This window comes from Mycobacterium sp. M26 (assembly GCF_001494595.1).
In the GTDB taxonomy this organism is placed as follows: domain Bacteria; phylum Actinomycetota; class Actinomycetes; order Mycobacteriales; family Mycobacteriaceae; genus Mycobacterium.
Map to the genome: position 1 here is coordinate 407,257 of NZ_LN929907.1, position 17,909 is coordinate 425,165.

Genomic DNA, 17,909 nt, shown 5'->3' on the forward strand with positions numbered 1-17,909 from the left:
TAGGTGGTCATCACTAGAACGTAGTGGGGATGCCATGCTGAGCACGGCTTCTGATCACAGCGAATCCAACTGCGTGAACACTCCGCGGCGGTCCAGTTCAGCGATCAGCAGGTCGGCCATCAGGTCGGCGCGGTCCACACACGCGCGCCGGGCGCCCGCCGGATCGCGCCGGCAGATCGACGTGAACTCGACTTCGATGAGGGGTAGCAGGTGCGCGCGGGCGTCCTGGTATTCCGCCCAAAAGTTCCACGGCATGAAGCTGCGCGATGAGCTGATGGTGGCCTTCAGCCGGGGGCCGGCGTAGCCGTCGATCAGCACATCCCGGAAGCGGTCGGCCCCGTCGAGGTAGCTCCGTGGGCCGGTGGCGGCCCGCATGGCACCCATCGCCATCTCCAGGTCGGCGAGGATCTCAGGCCGGGGGTCGGTGGCGGCACGGGCGGATACCGCTCCGGTCAGCAGGCCGTGCACCTCGTGGTGTTCGCGCAGGATGGCCTCGTCGAACTGCTGGACGAACGCCCCGCGGTGGTAGCGCGTGATGAGGATGCCGTCGTGTTCGAGCTGAAGCAAGGCCTCCTGCACGGGAACGCGGCTCAAACCGAGAGCGGCCGCGATCTCGTTGCGGTCAACGCGGTCACCGGACCGAAGCCTGCCCGACAGGAGTAGCTCGAGGATGTGGGCGACGACTTGGTCTTTCTCTTTGACTCCATAGCGTTTGGGCATGGCTCTCTCCGGCGCGGCCGGTGGGGAGGCCGGACCGCTGCCAGAATCCTGCCGCCTTGATCGCCGCAATGCCAGGTTAATCGGCCAAACGTCACAAACAAGACTGACAGTCTCGTTACGCTACGCGCATGACCACGACCGAACTGCCGGACGACTTCTATGTGGGCACGCCGATGGCGCAGGACCGCACGGCCGCGATGGAGTACCTACGCCGTCCCGGACCGGTGTACCGGGTCGGACCGACCTGGATCATCGCCAGCTACGACGGGGTGCGCTTCGCCCAGAAGAATCCGGACATCTTCTCCTCGGAGAAGGCGTTCGACGGTGTGGCCAATGCCATCAAGATGATTCCGCTTGCCATCGACCCGCCCAAGCACGCCGACTATCGGCGGGTACTCGACCCGATGTTCGGGCCCAAACGCATGGACGCGATGGACGCCGATCTTCGCGCGCAGCTGCGCCGCCACATCGACCAGTTCGCCCCATTGGGCCGCTGCGACGTGGTCGAGGACTTGTCCTACAAGTTCCCCACCCAGGCGATCCTCACGCTGTTCGGGCTGCCGCTCGAGCACCTACCGCAGTTCCTCGACTGGACCTACGGGATCATCAAGGAAGCCAATGTCTCCTCACTCGGCGACGAGCCCACACCGCGGGTGATCGAGTGCAGCATGGCGCTATTCGGCTTCCTGGCCGAACAACTCGAGGCCAAGCGGCGCCACCCCGGCGAGGACATGCTCAGTGCGATCCTGGCCATCGACGGCGACGACGCCTGGACCGACGAGGAAATCCTCGGGCTGTGTTTCCTGATCGTGCTGGCCGGACTGGACACCGTCACCGGAGCGATCGGCTACTCGCTGCTCACCCTGGCGAAGGATCCGGCGTTGCGGCGCAAGCTGATCGACGATCCGGCGTTGATCTCGCCTTTCGTCGAGGAAGTGCTGCGCCTCGACGGTCCGGTGCCCGGGGTTCCGCGGCGGACCACCCGGGATGTCGAGGTCGAAGGCGTCACGATCCCCGCAGATTCCCAGGTGATGCTGCTGCTCGGTACCGCCAACCGGGAGGTGCCGTCGGCAGCCGAGCATCCCCACGAGATGGACCTCACGGCCAAACCGACACACCTGGGCTTCGGTGGCGGCATCCACCGCTGCCTCGGCTCCCACCTGGCGCGGCGCGAATTGCGGCTCACCATCGAGGAATTCCACGCCCGCATTCCCGAGTACCGGCTGGCCGGCGAAGCCAAGACGCTCTGGCCCGCCGGCACGCTCGGCCTGGAATCGCTGCCGCTGGAATTCGAACCCTGCTGACTCAGCGGCTGTCGCGCCACCGGATCAGTGCCTGCGCGGCGCTGAGGTCGTAATCCGGTCCGTCGCAGCCGACGGTCATCAGCGTCACGCCCAGCGCGGCGAGCGCCTCGGCGTTAGCGGCCAGAGTCTCGGCGTCCCGGCCTTCCACGCCCGAGGAACGCTCGATGGTGGCCGGGTCACGGCCGACGTCCTGGCAGTGCTTGTCCAGTGCCGCAGCCTTGCCCGGGTAGGTCTCGGCGTTGGTGAAGCTGTGCCATTGATGGGCGTGCTCGGCCACCAACCGCAGCGTCTTGCGCTCACCCTGCCCGCCGATCAGGATCGGGATCTCGCGGGTGGGAGCGGGATTCAGTGTGGCCAGCCGTGAGGTGATCCGGGGCAGGGCCTGGGCCAGGTCGTCGAGGCGGCTGCCGACGGTGCCGAACTCGTAGCCGTACTCGTCGTAGTCCTTCTGCTTCCAACCCGATCCGATGCCGAGAATCAGCCGCCCGCCCGAGATGTGGTCGACGGTGCGGGCCATGTCGGCGAGCAGTTCGGGGTTGCGATACGAGTTGCAGGTGACCAGCGCGCCGATCTGCACGCGCGAGGTCTGCTCGGCCCAGGCGCCGAGCATCGTCCAACACTCGAAGTGCGCACCGTCCGGGTCGCCGTAGAGCGGAAAGAAGTGGTCCCAGTTGAAGACCACGTCGACGCCGATGTCCTCGCAGCGGCGCACCGCGTCGCGGATCTGGGCGTAATCGTCAGAGTGCTGGGGCTGAAGCTGGACACCGATGCGAATGGGATACGAAGACATAGCAGTCACACCTGAACCGTACGTCGGCTCATACCCTGATATTCCCGCCGCCCCGATCACGCCGACGATGCAGGCGGAGCGCCATAGATCGCGAACCAGAATGCGTGCCCCAGTGTCCGCGCCAGTGCGGCGTCCCCCGTCCTGCGGCCCCGGGCCAGGTGATCGTGGATCGCGGACATCGTGGCGGTGATGATGAAGCGAGCGGTGACGTCGGGGATGACGTCGGCGGAGACCAGACCCTCGGATTGTTCGCGGATCAGGCGGGCGGCGATCCGTTCGGCGTATCGGTCGACGATGCCGGCCAGTGGACCGCCGTCCGGCGCGCCACCCACCTCGGTCAAGGCGAGGAAGACCTCGCGATGGTCTCTGGCGACCGCGATGAACTGCTCGTTGAGGGCGGCGAGTGCGTCCCAGGCCGGCGGTGCCGCACCGGCGATCTGATCGCGCTGCCACCACGTGTCGGCGAGCTGGGTGTAGGCCTCGACGACCGGCTCGGCCGCCCGTGTCAGCAGTTCGTTCTTGTCAGCGAAGTAGCTGTAGAAGGTGGATCGCGAGACGCCGGCGGCGGTGAGGATCTCCTCGACCGCCAGATCTCCCGGACGCCGGCCATCGCGGAGCAGGGTGCGGAAAGCCTCGAGTATGCGGCTTTCGCTGGTCGTGCGCCGGACCCGCAGCCGGGTGCTTGACCTCACAGCGACTAACTGTACATAGTGTTCTAGTTCGAACACAGCGTTTGATTAAGGGGTGACGTGGCGGTCGAGAAGAAGACCTTTTGCGGAATCTGCGAGGCGTCCTGCGGTCTGATCGCCACCGTCGACAACGGCGCCGTCACAGAGTTGCGGCCTGATGCGGATCACCCCTCGTCACGGGGCTTCGCCTGTATCAAGGGCCTGTCGTTCAACGCCGTGGTCGGTGACCCCGACCGCGTGACCCGCCCGATGCGCCGATTGGCCAATGGCGAGTTTGCGCCCGCGAGCTGGGACGAGGCGCTCGAGGACATCGGCACTCGGCTGCGCGCGGTACGGAATCTGCACGGCACCGAGGCGATCGGCATCGCCTGGGGGAACCCGGTGGCATGGAACTTCACCGGATCCCTCGCGGTCAGCGGATTGGCGTCGGCGTTGAAGACCAAGCACCACTACGCGTCGGCCTCGGTCGACGTGAACAACTACTGGGCAGCCGCCGACATGACCTACGGCGCCACCACTATCAACATCCTGCCCGACTTTGCCCATACCGACTTCGCGCTGATCGTTGGCGCCAATCCCGTTGTCTCTCATGGCAGTTTGGTGACGACCGGACGCATCCGAGACGTGTTGCGCGAGATTCCGAAGCGCGGGGGACGGGTAGTCGTCGTGGATCCGCGCCGCACCGAGACCGCGCGGATGTTCGAGCACGTCGCGATCAGACCGGGGGCCGACGTGTGGTTGCTCGGCGCGATGCTACGAGTGCTGCTCGACGAGGGATTGGTGGATCCGGCCGCCATCAACCGCACATGCAGCGGCCTGGACGGCTTGCGGCAGCTGGCGGCATACTTCGATATCGACCGGGCTGCAACGGAATCCGGGATCAGCGCAGGGGTGATCGCCGACCTGGCGCGCAGTCTGGCCGCGAGTCCGACCGCATCGGTGTACGGCAGGTGCGGGGCGTCGCTGAGTCGCTACTCGACGCTGACGAAGTTCCTGCTCGATGCACTGGCCATCGTGACCGGAAACCTCGACCGGCTGGGTGGCATGGTCTTCCCCTTTCCGATGATCGACCTGGACGGCATGGCCGCGGCGATGGGTCTCGCCTCCCGCGGAAGCTGGAAGACCCGCGTTGACGGTGTGCCGGAGATCAACGGCACCGCGCCGTTGGCCTGCCTGCCGGATGAGATCACCACACCGGGCCCGGGAAAGCTCCGCGCACTGATCACCATGTCGAGCAATCTCGTGACGTCCGCGCCCGACTCGGCGAAGTCAGCTGCGGCACTGGAGCGGCTGGACGTGATGATCGCCCTTGACCCCTACATCACCGAGACCAGCCGGCATGCTCACTGGCTCTTGCCGCCGGCGCTGTGGTTGGAGCGCGAGCAGATTCCGATTTTCACCCAGGGCCAGACCACCGAGCCCAACGCACAGTGGGTGAGCCCCGTGGTACCTCCGCGGGATGAGGCGCGGGAGGACTGGTGGATCATCGACCAGATCGCGCGCCGCCTCGGTCTGGCGGCGTCGGCAGCGCCCGGCGCACAGTTGCTCGCCAAGCTGGGAGTTCGGTTGTCGCCGATGACGGCCATGGACCTGTTGTTGCGGATGGGCCCGCATGGCGACCGCTTCGGCCTACGCCGAAAGGGTCTGAGCCGCAAGAAGTTGCTGTCGACCGAAGGCGCGGTGACTTTGGCCGAAAGCTGCCCAGTCGGGGTGCTGGCGGAGAAGGTCCGCACATCAGATGGTCGGATACGACTCAACCAGCCCGAGCTGATCGCCGAGGCGCAGCGGATGTGCGCTGAGACCGATGACGCGGCTTACCCGTTACGGCTGTTCACGATTCGTGAGCTCCGTTCGCACAACTCGTGGCTACACAACGTGCCGCGGCTGATGTCGGGTGGCCGCCGCTGCCGGGCGTTCGTTCACCCCGACACGGCGGCTGCCGCCGCGGTGAACGCCGGCGACATAGCGATCAGATCTCCGTGGGGGCGAATCGAGGTACCACTTGAACTCGACGACGCCATCGCCGTCGGAGCGGTCGGGCTCACACAAGGCTGGGGCCACGCGGGCGGGTGGTCGGTGGCGGTGGCTGCCGGCGGGGCCAGCTACAACATGCTGACGCCGTCCGGCGGCGACCAGGTCGACCGCCCGTCGGGAAACGCGTTCTTCAACGGAGTTCCGGTGGCGATCGGGCCGACCACCGTCGGGTAGGAAGGCTGTACGTCGGCTCACACGCCGATGTTCCCGCCGTCCCGCCACACCGCGACCACCGACGGTCGCGCGGTCCCATTTCCGCCCTCCGGCCAGGTCGACAACGGATCGTCGATGCTGTTGTCGTCGTGTTCACCCGGGTGCTGGACCGACACGGTGACCAGGTCGTCGAGGACGACGGGGCCGCAGGTCTCCGCGCCGAGTGGCACGGTGAGGAATTGCTTGGTCTCCCCGCGGTTGGGCCCGTCGAGGGCGACGGCGAACAGGCCGTCGTTGGAATCGAGCGCGTTGCCGTCGGTGGCGATCCACAGGTTGCCGTGCGCGTCGAACGCCAGGTTGTCTGGGCAGGAGATCGGGCTGACCTTGGTCTTGTCGAAGCCGCCGTAGTAGGTGTCGGCCGCCTCGGGATCGCCACACACCAGCAGCAGGTCCCAGGTGAACGACGTTCCGGCGTGATCATCGGTGATCTCGAGGATCTGACCGTTCTTGTTGTCGTTGCGCGGGTTGGCCGCATCGGCGGCGGCCTTGCCCGGGGCGCCCCGCTCGTCGTTGTTGGTCAGCGCGACGTACAGCTTGCCGCTGCGCGGGTTGGCCTCGAAATCCTCGGGGCGGTCCATCTTGGTGGCGCCGGCCTTGTCGGCTGCGAAGCGGGTGAACACCGCAACTTCCTGGGCCGTCATGCCGGGAATCAGTGGCTCGGCAGCCCCGCCGGGCCCGGAGCGCAGCAGCGGAAGCCAGGTGCCTGATCCGCTGAAGGACCCTTGCGCCGGCAGGGTTCCCGAACCGTCGATCTGGGCGGCAGGGATATCGCTGGAGAGCTTGGCGACGTACAGCGTGCCCTCGTCCAGGATGGTCATGTTGTGCGCCATCGCTGCGGCGTCGCGGCCGGGCTGCACCTTCTTGCTCGACACGAACTTGTACATGTAGTCGAAGCGCTCGTCGTCGCCGCTGTAGGCCACCACGGTGCCGTCGCTGGTGAGGTAGATGTTGGCGGCCTCATGCTTGAACCGGCCCATCGCGCTGTGCTTGACCGGAACCGACTGGGGATCCCAGGGATTGAGCTCGACGACGTAGCCGAACCGGTTGACCTCATTCGGTGTCTTGGTCGGGTCGAAGCGGGGATCGAAGGTCTCCCAACGCCGTTCGCTCGGCTTGAGTTTGATGCCGTAGCGCTTCCACTGGTCGGCCAGGACCGGGGTGGGCGCCTGTGCGCCCTCGGCGGTGCCGAAGTAGGAGTTGAAGTTCTCCTCGCCGGACAGCACCGTGCCCCAGGGGGTCACTCCGCCGGAGCAGTTGTTGATCGTGCCGGTGATGGTGCGGCCGGTGGGGTCTGCGGTGGTCTTGACGAAATCGCTGCCGGCCGCCGGACCGGTGAGGGTGAACACCGAGTCGCCGGTGATGCGCCGGTTGTACCGGCCCAGCACTGGTTGCAGACCCTTGTCGGTGCGTTTGACCTCGACCACCGACAGGCCGTGGGCCGCCAGAGCGGTGTCGAATTGTTCTCGGGTGGGCCGCTTCTCGTCGTAGCCGGGGAACATGAACCGCTCGGTGGTGTACTCGTGGTTGACCACGAGCAGGTAGTGGCCGGGGGAGCCCTCGATCGGCAGGAGCCCGGCGAAGTCGTTATTGAAGCCGAACTGCTGGCGCTGGGCCGCGGCGCTTTGATTCTTGACGTCGAAGGCGGGTGCCCCGGCGATCACCGGGTCGCCCCAGCTGATCACCACCGACTGCCGGTAGCCGTCGGGGATGACGACGGCGTCCTCGGTGTTGGGGGCCACGGCGGCGAAGTTCATCCCTGCCGACGGCGCGGGCGGTGCGCCCGACGTGCTGGTCTCGGCCGCCTTGGTGGCCTCGCCTGAGCACGCCGCCAGCGCGGTTCCACTACCGACCGCCAGGACTGCGACCCCTGCCGCCCGGAGCATCGATCGCCGGGACATCGCCTGGCGGACGATGTCGCCGAAATACTCGTTGTCACTGGTGTTCGGCGCCGGCTGCGAGCACGCGTCACCGCACTTGTAACGGCACGTCACGTGCTGTCGCGAGGAGCGACCGCTATGAGTGACAAGCAGATTCAGGGGCACCAGGGACATGCCGCGACGCTATGGCAGCCCGGGAAGCGGCTGGCAATCAGCTGGGAATCAACTGGTGAACAGCAGGGAAAGGGGTCAGCCGAGCACGTCGCGCAGCAGGGCGATCAGCGCCAGCGGCTGGTCGCCCTGAACCGAGTGCCCGGAGTCGGCCACCACATGCACCGCTTGGAATCCCGGTGCAGTGCGGGCGAATTCGTCGGCGTCCTCGTCGTTGACGAAGAACGACTTGGCACCGCGGATCAACGTGGTGGGCACGGTCAGCGCAGGCACGTCATCCCAGAGGCCCTCGAAGCCTTCGCCCTTGCGGAACGAGTCGTAGCGCCACGTCCACGTGCCGTCGTCGTTCTGCTTGGAGTTGTGGAAGACCCCACGCCGCAGCGAGTTTCGATCCCGGTGCGGAGCGGCGGCCACCGTCACCTCCAGCATGGACTGGAAGTCGGGGAAGGTGCGGTCACCCTGGACCAGGGCCACCGTGCCCATCTGTGCCTTGGTCATCTGCTCGTGGCGTTCCGGTGCGGACGGCGTGACGTCGACCATCACGAGCTTGCGTACCAGGTCGGGCGCGGTAACGGCCAGGCGCATCGCGGTCAGCCCACCCAGTGACATCCCGACCACCAGGTCGGCCTGCGAGGCCAGTTCGCGGATCACTGGTTCGACGGCGACGGCGTTGAGCTTGGGGCCGTAGTCACCGTCCTCGCGCCATGCCGAACGGCCGTGGCCGGGAAGGTCGATCGCCAATGCGGGCAGGCCGAGGCCGAGGATCACGGTGTCCCAGGTGTGGGCGTTCTGGCCGCCGCCGTGCAGGAACACGACCCGGACCGGATCAGTACCCCAGCGCACGGCGCTGATGTCACCGCGTTCGATGCGCTGCACCGCGGGCAGCGAACCGCTGACCCCGGCCTGTTCGGCGTTCTCGGGCAGCAAGGCGAACTCGTCGAGCCCGGTCAGTTCCTCGTCGGAGATCACTAGCTCTTTATACGTTGAGACCGCAGGGAGATCGCATCCCGACGGGACTTTCGCGATCTCACTGCGGTCTCAACGACAGAAGCTATCCCTTGCCAATCCCCGGGTCGCTAGCGCTCCTGCCCACCGGCGATGAACTCTTCGAGCTCGGCGCGCGCGACGTCGTCGGCGAGCTGCTTGGGCGGGCTCTTCATCAGGTAGGCCGAGGCCGGGATGATCGGGCCACCGATACCGCGGTCCTTGGCGATCTTGGCTGCGCGGACGGCGTCGATGATGATGCCGGCGGAGTTCGGCGAGTCCCACACCTCGAGCTTGTACTCCAGGTTCAGTGGCACGTCACCGAAGGCGCGGCCCTCGAGGCGCACGTAGGCCCACTTGCGGTCGTCGAGCCACGCGACGTGGTCGGACGGGCCGATGTGGACGTTCTTGTCCTCGATCTTGCCGGCCAGCGAGCCGGTCAGGTTGGAGGTGACGGCCTGGGTCTTGGAGACCTTCTTGGACTCCAGGCGCTCGCGCTCGAGCATGTTCTTGAAGTCCATGTTGCCGCCGACGTTGAGCTGGTAGGTGCGGTCCAGCGTGACGCCGCGGTCCTCGAACAGCTTGGCCATCACGCGGTGGGTGATGGTGGCGCCGACCTGGCTCTTGATGTCGTCGCCGACGATCGGCACACCGGCGTCCTCGAACTTCTTGGCCCACACCGGGTCGGAGGCGATGAACACCGGCAGCGCGTTGACGAACGCCACGCCGGCATCGATGGCGCACTGCGCATAGAACTTGTCAGCCTCTTCCGAGCCCACCGGCAGGTAGGAGACCAGGACGTCGACCTTGTTGTCCTTGAGGATCTTCACGACGTCGACCGGCTGCTCGTCGGACAGCTCGATGGTGTCGGCGTAGTACTTGCCGATGCCGTCGAGTGTCGGGCCGCGCTGCACGACGACGTCGGTCGGCGGCACGTCGGCGATCTTGATGGTGTTGTTCTCGGAGGCGAAGATGGCCTCGGAGAGGTCGAAGCCGACCTTCTTGGCGTCGACGTCGAACGCGGCGACGAACTTGACGTCGCGCACGTGGTAGGGGCCGAGCTTGACGTGCATCAGCCCGGGGACCGTCGAGTTCGGGTCGGCATCCTGGTAGTACTGGACACCCTGGACGAGCGAGGACGCGCAGTTGCCGACGCCGACAATGGCGACCCGCACATCCGTCGACGTTCCTGGCGCGTTGTGCTCAGTCATGGACGGTCTCCTTCTTGTACTTCTTCTGGCTTTTTCAGGTTCTGTGTGGCGTTAAGCCTGGTCCGGGTGCCCCTGTGCGACCCGCTCCGCGGCGATGAGTTCGTTGAGCCACTTGACTTCCCGCTCGCTGGACTCCAAACCCAGCTGATGCAGTTGCCGGGTGTAGCGGTCGAACGAACTGCTGGCCCGCGCGACTGCTTCACGAAGGCCTTCCCGCCGTTCCTCCACCTGGCGACGACGCCCCTCGAGGATGCGCATCCGCGCTTCGGCCGGTGTGCGGTTGAAAAAGGCCAGGTGCACGCCGAAGCCGTCGTCGGTGTAGTTCTGCGGGCCGGTGTCGGCGACCAGTTCGGTGAACCGCTGTCGGCCGGCATCGGTGAGCTGGTAGACCCGTCGGGCACGGCGCAATACCGCAGTTCCGGCGGGCAGGGCGTCCTCAGCGATCAGACCGTCGGCCTGCATCCGGCGCAGTGCCGGATACAGCGAGCCGTAGGAGAAGGCGCGGAACGCCCCCAGCAGGCCCGTGAGTCTCTTGCGCAGCTCGTAGCCGTGCATGGGGGACTCCAGGAGAAGACCCAGGATGGCCAGCTCCAGCATCGGGTCACCTCCTTTGCTCATCCGTTACGGCGCTTCGACACCTCCGGTAATAGTATCGGGCCGATATATTCAGCGCCACTTGATGGTGAACACAGGGGTGCCGGGAAGGTGACGTGCAGCGACGTCGCGGTGAACAAAACCCCTGTTAGGGGTAGTTGATCTGCTTGACCGTGCCGTCCGGGGCGAGCTCGATGTAGCCGCTGCCGAAATCGCTGGACACGTAGACCGAGATCGACAGCGCCCCGGGTGTGGTCTTGTCATCACTGGGGTCGATGGTCAGGTAGGTGCTCTTGACGTCGGAGGCCTTGAGATTGAGCGTCTCCGGGGCGCCGCGCAGGATTCCGACGACGGCCTTGGCGTCGAACTTGCTCAAATCCACGACGGTCGCGCTATCGGGCTTCGACGTGGACGTGGGGTCGTCCCAGCCCCCGCGGTAGGTGTAGCTCAGTTCGCGCCGGTCGTCCTCGGGGTCGGGGCGGTCCAGCGAGGCGTAGTCGGGGTAGATCACCAGCCGGTACCCGGTGGTGTCGCCGAAACGCTTCTTCATCTGCTCGAGCAGACCGTTCAGGCCGCCCAGCGAGTGCAGTTGGCGCGGCGGCGTGAGCACAACGGGCGTCACCCCGTCGGCCTTGGCGCCGGGGTCGGAGGTGAAGTTGAACGGCGAGGGGGTGTTGCCGTACAGACCCCAGCCGATCCCGATGCCCAGCGTCACCAGCACGCCGGCGACCGCGGCGCGCAATCCCCAGCCGCCGCCCGCCGACGGCGACCGAAGGCGCGGCTTCTTCAGCGTCGGCAACTGCACCGGGGCGTTCTCGGTCTGCAGGTCCGACACCAGCGCCCGCAGGTCTCCGAGCGTCATGGCGGTGGTGGCCGCCTTCACCCGCTCGCCGTGCTCGGCCATCGACAGCTGCCCCTCCGACAGTGCGGTGTCGAGGATCTGACAGATGTCGTTGCGGTCACTGTCCTTGGCGCGGGTGCTGGCAGTCTGGGTGGTCGCCACGTCGATGATCGTAGAAGTTGACCGCCCAAGACCGCAGACCAGACGGGCAATCCGGTCGACCCGTGGGTGCGGTTAACCGCCGGTGCTCAGATAGCCCACGTACTCTGGTCCCCGTGCGACTGCAGCGACAGGTGGTGGATTACGCCCTTCGGCGACGCTCCCTGCTGGCCGAGGTCTACTCCGGCCGCACGGGTGTCACCGAGGTGTGCGACGCCAACCCGTACCTGCTGCGCGCTGCGAAATTCCATGGGAAGACCAGCTCGGTCATGTGCCCGATCTGCCGCAAGGAACCGCTGACCCTGGTGTCGTGGGTGTTCGGCGATCACCTGGGTGCGGTGTCCGGCTCCGCGCGCACCGCCGAGGAGTTGGTTCTGCTGGCGACCAAGTACGACGAGTTCTCGGTGCATGTGGTGGAGGTATGCCGAACCTGCGAATGGAATCACTTGGTCAAGTCGTATGTGCTCGGAGCGCCACGTCCTACCAACGGACGTGGTCGCCGCGGCACCCAGACGGCGCGCTCCGGCGCGCGCACGGCCAGTGAATAGCGAAGGGCGTCACGACCGGCCAGCCACTGACATCCGTTCGGGTTCAGGGGGCGATGGTGCGTCCAACGCGCCGCGGCACGGTTCGGAGACCCCGACCACCAAGATCCCGACCACGGACGGCTCGACCGCCGGCGATCCGGTCCCGTCCCGCAGTGCTCCCCGACGGCAGGTGCCGCCCGACGATCGGCTGACCACGCTGATCGAACCGGTGCGCGACGACACCGCACCGCTGCTGCGTGATCCCATCGACGTCGTCAAGGCGGCGCTGGACGGCACACCGCCGCCGAAGCTTCCGCCGCCACCGCCGCCGACCGGCGGTGGGGGAGGTGGCACACCCCCGCCGCGGCCGCCGCGGTTCTCCCAGCAGATCTCCTGGAAGTGGGTGCGCCGGTCCATCTATCTGGCCGCCGTCGTCCTCATCGTCCTGCCACTGCTCACCTTCGGCATGGCCTATCTGATCGTCGACGTTCCCCAGCCCGGTGACCTCCGGACCAACCAGGTGTCCACCATCCTGGCGAGTGACGGTTCGGAGCTGGCGAAAATCATTCCGCCCGAGGGCAACCGGGTCGACGTCAACATCGACCAGGTGCCGGTGCACGTCCGCAACGCGGTGATGGCCGCCGAGGACCGCGACTTCTACAGCAACCCGGGTTTCTCGCTGACCGGTTTCGCCCGCGCGATCAAGAACAACCTGTTCGGCGGTGACCTGCAGGGCGGTTCGACGATCACCCAGCAGTATGTCAAGAACGCTCTGGTGGGCGACGCCCGCTCCGGCGTCGGCGGCCTGGTCCGAAAAGCCAAGGAACTCGTGATCTCGACGAAGATGTCGCGCGAGTGGTCCAAAGACGAAGTGCTGCAGGCTTATCTGAACATCATCTACTTCGGCCGCGGCGCGTACGGCATCTCGGCGGCGTCCAAGGCGTACTTCAACAAGCCGGTCGAACAGTTGACGGTGGCTGAGGGTGCGCTGCTGGCCGCCCTGATCCAGCGACCCTCAACCCTGGACCCCGCCGTCGATCCCGAAGGTGCCGCGGTGCGGTGGAACTGGGTGCTCGACGGCATGGTGCAGATGGGTGCGCTGTCCAAAGACGAACGCGGCCAGCAGGTCTTCCCGGCCACCGTGCCGCCGGACCTGGCCCGCTCGGAGAATGTCACCACCGGGCCCAACGGCCTGATCGAGCGTCAGGTCACCAAGGAACTGCTCGACCTGTTCAATATCGACGAACAGACGCTGAACACCCAGGGCCTGCAGATCACCACGACCATCGACCCGCAAGCCCAGCAGGCCGCCGAGGACGCGGTGTCGAAGTACCTCGACGGCCAGATGCCCGACATGCGTGCGGCGGTGGTGTCGATCGATCCACGCACCGGCGGGGTGAAGGCCTACTACGGCGGATCGGACGCCCAGGGCTTCGACTTCGCCCAAGCCGGGCTGCCTACCGGGTCGTCGTTCAAGGTGTTCGCGTTGGTTGCCGCCCTCGAGCAGGGCATGGGTCTGGGTTATCAGGTCGACAGCTCCCCGGTGACGATGAACGGGGTGACGATCACCAACGTCGAGGGCGGTGGCTGTGGCACCTGCAACATCGCCGAGGCGCTCAAGCAGTCGCTGAACACCAGCTACTACCGGTTGATGCTCAAGCTCAAGAACGGCCCCTCCGACGTCGCCGACGCCGCGCACCGGGCCGGTATCGCCGAGAGCTTCCCCGGCGTGGAGCACACCCTGTCTGAGGATGGCAAGGGTGGACCGCCGTATGACGGAATCGTGCTCGGGCAGTACCAGACCCGAGTGATCGATATGGCGTCGGCGTATGCGACGCTGGCCGCTTCCGGCATCTACCACAAGCCGCACTTCGTGGAGAAGGTCGTCAACTCGCGCGGCGAGGTGCTCTTCGACGCCTCCCAGCAGGACAACAGCGGCGAGCGGCGCATCGAGAAGGCCGTCGCCGACAACGTGACCGCCGCGATGCAGCCGATCGCCGGCTGGTCCAACGGCCACAACCTGGCCGGCGGCCGAGCGTCGGCCGCCAAGACGGGCACCAATCAGCTCGGCGACACCGGCGCCAACCGCGACGCCTGGATGGTGGGCTACACGCCGTCGCTGTCCACCGCGGTGTGGGTCGGAACCACCGACGGCACACAACCTTTGGTGAACAAGTGGGGCGGACCGGTGTACGGCTCGGGTATCCCGTCCGACATCTGGAAGGCCACCATGGACGGCGCCCTGAAGGGCACCGACAACGAGTCGTTCCCGAAGCCGACTGAGATCGGTGGGTACGCCGGTGTGCCTGCCCCGCCACCACCACCTCCGACGACGACCACGCCGCCGCCCCCCACGGAGACGGTGATCCAGCCGAGTATCGAAGTGGCACCGGGCATCACGATCCCGATCGGGCCGCCGACCACCATCACCGTCCCGCCCCCGGGACCGCCGCCGCCGGTGCCTGAGGCTCCGCTGCCGCCGGGAGATCCCAACGCGACTGTTCCGCCGGGACCGCCGCCGCCGTGATCGAGGGGGACGGCCAACCGCGCTCGACGGTGTCGCCGCTGCCGCTCGCCGAGGATCTGCGCAGCGCCGATGACCGCGACTTTCCCAGTCGCACAGACAGTCTTGGGTCAGCGCTGTCGGGGGTCGTCGGCGGACCGGTAGGCCGGCACGCGATGATCGGGCGCACCCGGGTGTTCACCCCGCTGCGGATCATGTTCATCTTCGCGCTGGTGTTCCTGGCGTTGGGGTGGTCGACCAAGGCTCCGTGCCTGCAGACCGTGGGTACCGGACCCCCCGACAAGCGGGTGGCCAACTGGCAGAACCAGCGCGCCTACTACGAACTCTGCTACTCCGACACCGTGCCGCTCTACGGCGCGGAGCTGTTGAGCCAGGGCAAGTTTCCCTACAAGTCCAGCTGGATCGAGACCGACTCCAGCGGGCGGCCGCAAACCCGCTATGACGGCAAGCCGGCGATCCGGTACATGGAGTATCCGGTGCTGACCGGGGTCTACCAGTACGTGTCGATGGCGCTGGCCAAGACCTACACCGCGGTCGCAAAGATGATGTCGCTGCCGGTGATCGCCGAAGTGGTGATGTTCTTCAACTTCGCCGCCCTGGGGCTGGCACTGGCCTGGCTGGCCACGGTGTGGGCGTCGTCCTGGCTGGCCGGCCGGCGGGTCTGGGATGCCGCGCTGGTGGCTGCCTCGCCGGTGCTGGTGTTCCAGATCTTCACCAATTTCGATGCGCTGGCAACGGCTTTGGCGGTGGGTGGACTACTGGCCTGGGCGCGCAAGAAGCCGGTGCTGGCCGGCATCCTGATCGGCTTGGGGGTGTCGGCCAAGCTGTACCCGGCGTTGTTGTTGATCCCGCTGGTGGTGCTGGCGATCCGCACCGACCGGGTGGCCGACGCCGCCCGCACCGTGGTGGCGGCCGTCGGCGCCTGGTTCGTGGTGAATCTTCCCGTCATGCTGCTGTTTCCGCGCGGGTGGTCGGAGTTCTTCCGGCTCAACTCCCGCCGTGGTGATGACATGGACTCGCTGTACAACGTGGTCAAGTCCTTCACCGGCTGGGGTGGCTTCGATGGCGACCTCGGCTTCTGGGAGCCGCCGGTGGTGCTCAACACCGTTGTGGCCGTGCTGTTCCTGCTGTGTTGTGCTGCCATCGCCTACATCGCCCTGACCGCTCCGCAGCGTCCCCGGGTGGCGCAGTTGGCGTTCCTGACCGTGGCGGCGTTCCTTCTGGTGAACAAGGTGTGGAGTCCGCAGTTCTCGCTGTGGCTGGTGCCGCTGGCCGTGCTGGCGCTGCCGCACCGGCGAATCTTGTTGGCGTGGATGACCATTGACATGCTCGTCTGGGTGCCGCGGATGCTGTACCTGTACGGCGAGGCCAACAAGGGCCTGCCCGAGCAGTGGTTCACCGCGACCGTCCTGATCCGTGATATCGCGGTGATCGCCTTGATGGCGCTGGTAATCCGCCAGATCTACCGGCCCGAACTCGACCTGGTGCGCTGGGGCGGGCGGGTCGACGATCCCGCCGGCGGGGTGTTCGACGGCGCACCCGATGCCTACCCGGCGTGGTTCCCGCGCTGGCTGCGTCCCCGGCCGGTGGGCCCGGCGGCCGAGCCGGAAGGAGCACCGGATGCAAGTCGCGATAGCACTGTTCCCGCGTAACACCGCGCTGGACGCCATCGGCCCCTACGAGGTGCTGCAGCGCATCCCGTCCATCGACATCGTCTGGGTGGGCAAGGAGCGCGGCGAGGTCCGCAGCGACAACGGCATGCTCGGGTTGATCTGTGACGCCACCTTCGACGAGGTCACCGAGCCCGATGTCCTGGTGTTCCCCGGCGGGGTCGGTACACGCACCCTGATTCACGACGAGGCGGTTCTGGACTGGGTGCGACGGGTGCATCAGCAGACGAGGTTCACCACCTCGGTGTGCACCGGCAGCCTGGTGCTCGCCGCCGCCGGATTGCTGGACGGGTTGACGGCGGCCACCCACTGGCGGGCCCCCGAACTCCTGGAATCGCTCGGCGCGATTTATACCCCGCAGCGGGTGGTCGAGCACCTGCCGCAGCGCATCATCACCGCCGCGGGGGTGTCGTCCGGGATCGACATGGCGTTGCGGCTGGTGGAGCTGCTGGTGGACCGCGAGGCAGCTCAGGCGGCCCAGTTGATGATCGAGTACGACCCGCAACCGCCGTTCGACTGCGGTGACCTGGCCAAGGCGCCGCAGGCTGTTGCGGACCGCGCCGCCGAGTACTTCCGCCAGCGGAGCTGATTTCGCTGATCAGCCGCGTTCCGGTAGCCTAGCCAGGTTGCCGACGCAGGCGACTCTCCTGCCACGGATCGACCGTGGCCGCTACGACCATAGGAGGTGATGAGGTTCCCATGCGTCCATACGAAATCATGGTCATCCTTGACCCCACTCTTGACGAGCGCACCGTAGCCCCGTCTCTGGAGACGTTCCTGAACGTCATCCGGAAAGACGGCGGCAGTGTCGACAAGGTCGACATCTGGGGCCGTCGTCGGCTGGCGTACGAAATCGCCAAGCACGCCGAAGGCATCTACGCCGTCGTCGATCTCAAGGCCGAACCGGCCACCGTGTCCGAGCTCGACCGTCAGCTCAACCTGAACGAGTCGGTGCTGCGGACCAAGGTGATGCGGACCGACAAGCACTAAGTGGAGAAGTCCGCGAGCGTCGTACCCGTTACGTAGGCTTCGCGGTACATCCACCCGCCTATGCCAGGAGGACCTTGTGGCCGGTGACACGACCATCACCGTCGTCGGAAATCTGACCGCCGACCCCGAACTGCGGTTCACCCCGTCCGGTGCAGCCGTCGCCAACTTCACGGTGGCGTCTACACCGCGGATCTACGACCGCGCCAGCGGGGAGTGGAAGGACGGCGAAGCGCTGTTCCTGCGCTGCAACATCTGGCGTGAGGCGGCCGAGAACGTGGCCGAGAGCCTGACACGGGGCTCCCGGGTGATCGTGACCGGCCGGCTCAAGCAGCGGTCCTTCGAAACCCGTGAGGGTGAGAAGCGCACGGTGGTCGAGGTCGAGGTCGACGAGATCGGCCCGTCACTGCGCTATGCCACCGCCAAGGTCAACAAGGCCTCGCGCGGCGGTGGTGGCGGCGGCTTCGGCGGCGGCGGCGGAGGCGGCTCGCGTCCGGCGGCGGCTGAGTCCAACGACGATCCGTGGGGCAGCGCCCCCGCGTCGGGCTCGTTCGCCGGCGGCGACGACGAACCGCCCTTCTGACACACGAAATACCTTCAGCGCGCCGGTGCGC

16 protein-coding genes are annotated in these 17,909 nt (G+C 66.8%); 8 read left to right on the forward strand and 8 right to left on the reverse strand.

Features of this window, described 5'->3' with window-relative positions:
- Positions 1 to 54: 54 nt before the first annotated feature.
- Entirely contained in the window at positions 55 to 720 is a 666-nt protein-coding gene (locus BN3385_RS02020; protein WP_059014592.1) for a GntR family transcriptional regulator, read from the reverse strand.
- Between the two features lie 128 nt (positions 721 to 848).
- Between BN3385_RS02020 and BN3385_RS02025 the strand changes: the two genes are divergently transcribed.
- Positions 849 to 2,024 (forward strand): cytochrome P450, encoded by a 1,176-nt coding sequence (locus tag BN3385_RS02025; RefSeq protein ID WP_059014594.1) that lies wholly within the window; start codon positions 849 to 851, stop codon positions 2,022 to 2,024.
- Between the two features lies 1 nt (position 2,025).
- On the opposite strand, the gene BN3385_RS02030 is transcribed toward BN3385_RS02025, so the two are convergent.
- Together BN3385_RS02030 and BN3385_RS02035 are read right to left on the reverse strand one after the other, a co-directional pair.
- Positions 2,026 to 2,814: an LLM class F420-dependent oxidoreductase gene (locus BN3385_RS02030; protein ID WP_059014596.1), complete on the reverse strand. Its 789-nt coding sequence runs from the start codon at positions 2,812 to 2,814 to the stop codon at positions 2,026 to 2,028.
- A gap of 56 nt (positions 2,815 to 2,870) precedes the next feature.
- Positions 2,871 to 3,506, reverse strand: a complete 636-nt coding sequence (locus BN3385_RS02035) for a TetR/AcrR family transcriptional regulator (RefSeq protein WP_059014598.1) — start codon at positions 3,504 to 3,506, stop codon at positions 2,871 to 2,873.
- Between the two features lie 57 nt (positions 3,507 to 3,563).
- Between BN3385_RS02035 and BN3385_RS02040 the strand changes: the two genes are divergently transcribed.
- Positions 3,564 to 5,711: a molybdopterin-dependent oxidoreductase gene (locus tag BN3385_RS02040; protein ID WP_082690238.1), complete on the forward strand. Its 2,148-nt coding sequence runs from the start codon at positions 3,564 to 3,566 to the stop codon at positions 5,709 to 5,711.
- Positions 5,712 to 5,728: 17 nt separating this feature from the next.
- Here BN3385_RS02040 and BN3385_RS02045 read toward each other — a convergent pair whose 3' ends face one another.
- From BN3385_RS02045 to BN3385_RS02065, 5 genes are all read right to left on the reverse strand, one after another.
- Positions 5,729 to 7,801: a PhoX family protein gene (locus BN3385_RS02045; RefSeq protein WP_059014601.1), complete on the reverse strand. Its 2,073-nt coding sequence runs from the start codon at positions 7,799 to 7,801 to the stop codon at positions 5,729 to 5,731.
- Between the two features lie 75 nt (positions 7,802 to 7,876).
- Positions 7,877 to 8,767: an Rv0045c family esterase gene (locus tag BN3385_RS02050; protein WP_059014603.1), complete on the reverse strand. Its 891-nt coding sequence runs from the start codon at positions 8,765 to 8,767 to the stop codon at positions 7,877 to 7,879.
- Positions 8,768 to 8,874: 107 nt separating this feature from the next.
- On the reverse strand, positions 8,875 to 9,993 hold the full coding sequence (locus tag BN3385_RS02055) for an inositol-3-phosphate synthase (RefSeq protein WP_059014605.1): 1,119 nt from the start codon (positions 9,991 to 9,993) through the stop codon (positions 8,875 to 8,877).
- Positions 9,994 to 10,044: 51 nt separating this feature from the next.
- Entirely contained in the window at positions 10,045 to 10,590 is a 546-nt protein-coding gene (locus tag BN3385_RS02060; RefSeq protein ID WP_059016281.1) for a PadR family transcriptional regulator, read from the reverse strand.
- A 145-nt stretch (positions 10,591 to 10,735) separates the two neighbouring features.
- Positions 10,736 to 11,590: a DUF1707 SHOCT-like domain-containing protein gene (locus tag BN3385_RS02065; protein WP_059014607.1), complete on the reverse strand. Its 855-nt coding sequence runs from the start codon at positions 11,588 to 11,590 to the stop codon at positions 10,736 to 10,738.
- Positions 11,591 to 11,703: 113 nt separating this feature from the next.
- On the opposite strand from BN3385_RS02065, the gene BN3385_RS02070 reads away from it, so the two are divergent.
- From BN3385_RS02070 to BN3385_RS02095, 6 genes are all read left to right on the forward strand, one after another.
- Entirely contained in the window at positions 11,704 to 12,135 is a 432-nt protein-coding gene (locus tag BN3385_RS02070) for a DUF5318 family protein (RefSeq protein ID WP_059014609.1), read from the forward strand.
- Positions 12,136 to 12,304: 169 nt separating this feature from the next.
- Positions 12,305 to 14,641 (forward strand): transglycosylase domain-containing protein, encoded by a 2,337-nt coding sequence (locus tag BN3385_RS02075; RefSeq protein WP_059016282.1) that lies wholly within the window; start codon positions 12,305 to 12,307, stop codon positions 14,639 to 14,641.
- A complete protein-coding gene (locus BN3385_RS02080) occupies positions 14,641 to 16,290 on the forward strand; it encodes a glycosyltransferase family 87 protein (RefSeq protein ID WP_059016283.1) in 1,650 nt (549 codons plus the stop codon). Before BN3385_RS02075 ends, BN3385_RS02080 begins: the two co-directional genes overlap by 1 nt.
- Entirely contained in the window at positions 16,259 to 16,897 is a 639-nt protein-coding gene (locus BN3385_RS02085) for a DJ-1/PfpI family protein (RefSeq protein ID WP_059016284.1), read from the forward strand. The genes BN3385_RS02080 and BN3385_RS02085 overlap by 32 nt, the downstream gene beginning before the upstream one ends.
- Positions 16,898 to 17,007: 110 nt before the next feature.
- Positions 17,008 to 17,298 (forward strand): 30S ribosomal protein S6, encoded by a 291-nt coding sequence (gene rpsF / locus BN3385_RS02090; protein WP_059014612.1) that lies wholly within the window; start codon positions 17,008 to 17,010, stop codon positions 17,296 to 17,298.
- Between the two features lie 76 nt (positions 17,299 to 17,374).
- Positions 17,375 to 17,878 carry a single-stranded DNA-binding protein gene (locus tag BN3385_RS02095; protein WP_059014614.1) on the forward strand — a complete coding sequence of 168 codons (504 nt, stop codon included), beginning with the start codon at positions 17,375 to 17,377 and terminating at the stop codon, positions 17,876 to 17,878.
- Positions 17,879 to 17,909: the final 31 nt, after the last annotated feature.

Excerpts from the sequence above, each read along its gene's own strand:
- BN3385_RS02020 (WP_059014592.1), bottom strand. The coding sequence starts at position 720 with ATGCCCAAACGCTATGGAGTCAAAGAGAAAGACCAAGTCGTCGCCCAC.
- BN3385_RS02025 (WP_059014594.1), top strand. The coding sequence starts at position 849 with ATGACCACGACCGAACTGCCGGACGACTTCTATGTGGGCACGCCGATG.
- BN3385_RS02030 (WP_059014596.1), bottom strand. The coding sequence starts at position 2,814 with ATGTCTTCGTATCCCATTCGCATCGGTGTCCAGCTTCAGCCCCAGCAC.
- BN3385_RS02045 (WP_059014601.1), bottom strand. The coding sequence starts at position 7,801 with ATGTCCCTGGTGCCCCTGAATCTGCTTGTCACTCATAGCGGTCGCTCC.
- BN3385_RS02055 (WP_059014605.1), bottom strand. The coding sequence starts at position 9,993 with ATGACTGAGCACAACGCGCCAGGAACGTCGACGGATGTGCGGGTCGCC.
- BN3385_RS02060 (WP_059016281.1), bottom strand. The coding sequence starts at position 10,590 with ATGCTGGAGCTGGCCATCCTGGGTCTTCTCCTGGAGTCCCCCATGCAC.
- BN3385_RS02085 (WP_059016284.1), top strand. The coding sequence starts at position 16,259 with ATGCAAGTCGCGATAGCACTGTTCCCGCGTAACACCGCGCTGGACGCC.
- rpsF (WP_059014612.1), top strand. The coding sequence starts at position 17,008 with ATGCGTCCATACGAAATCATGGTCATCCTTGACCCCACTCTTGACGAG.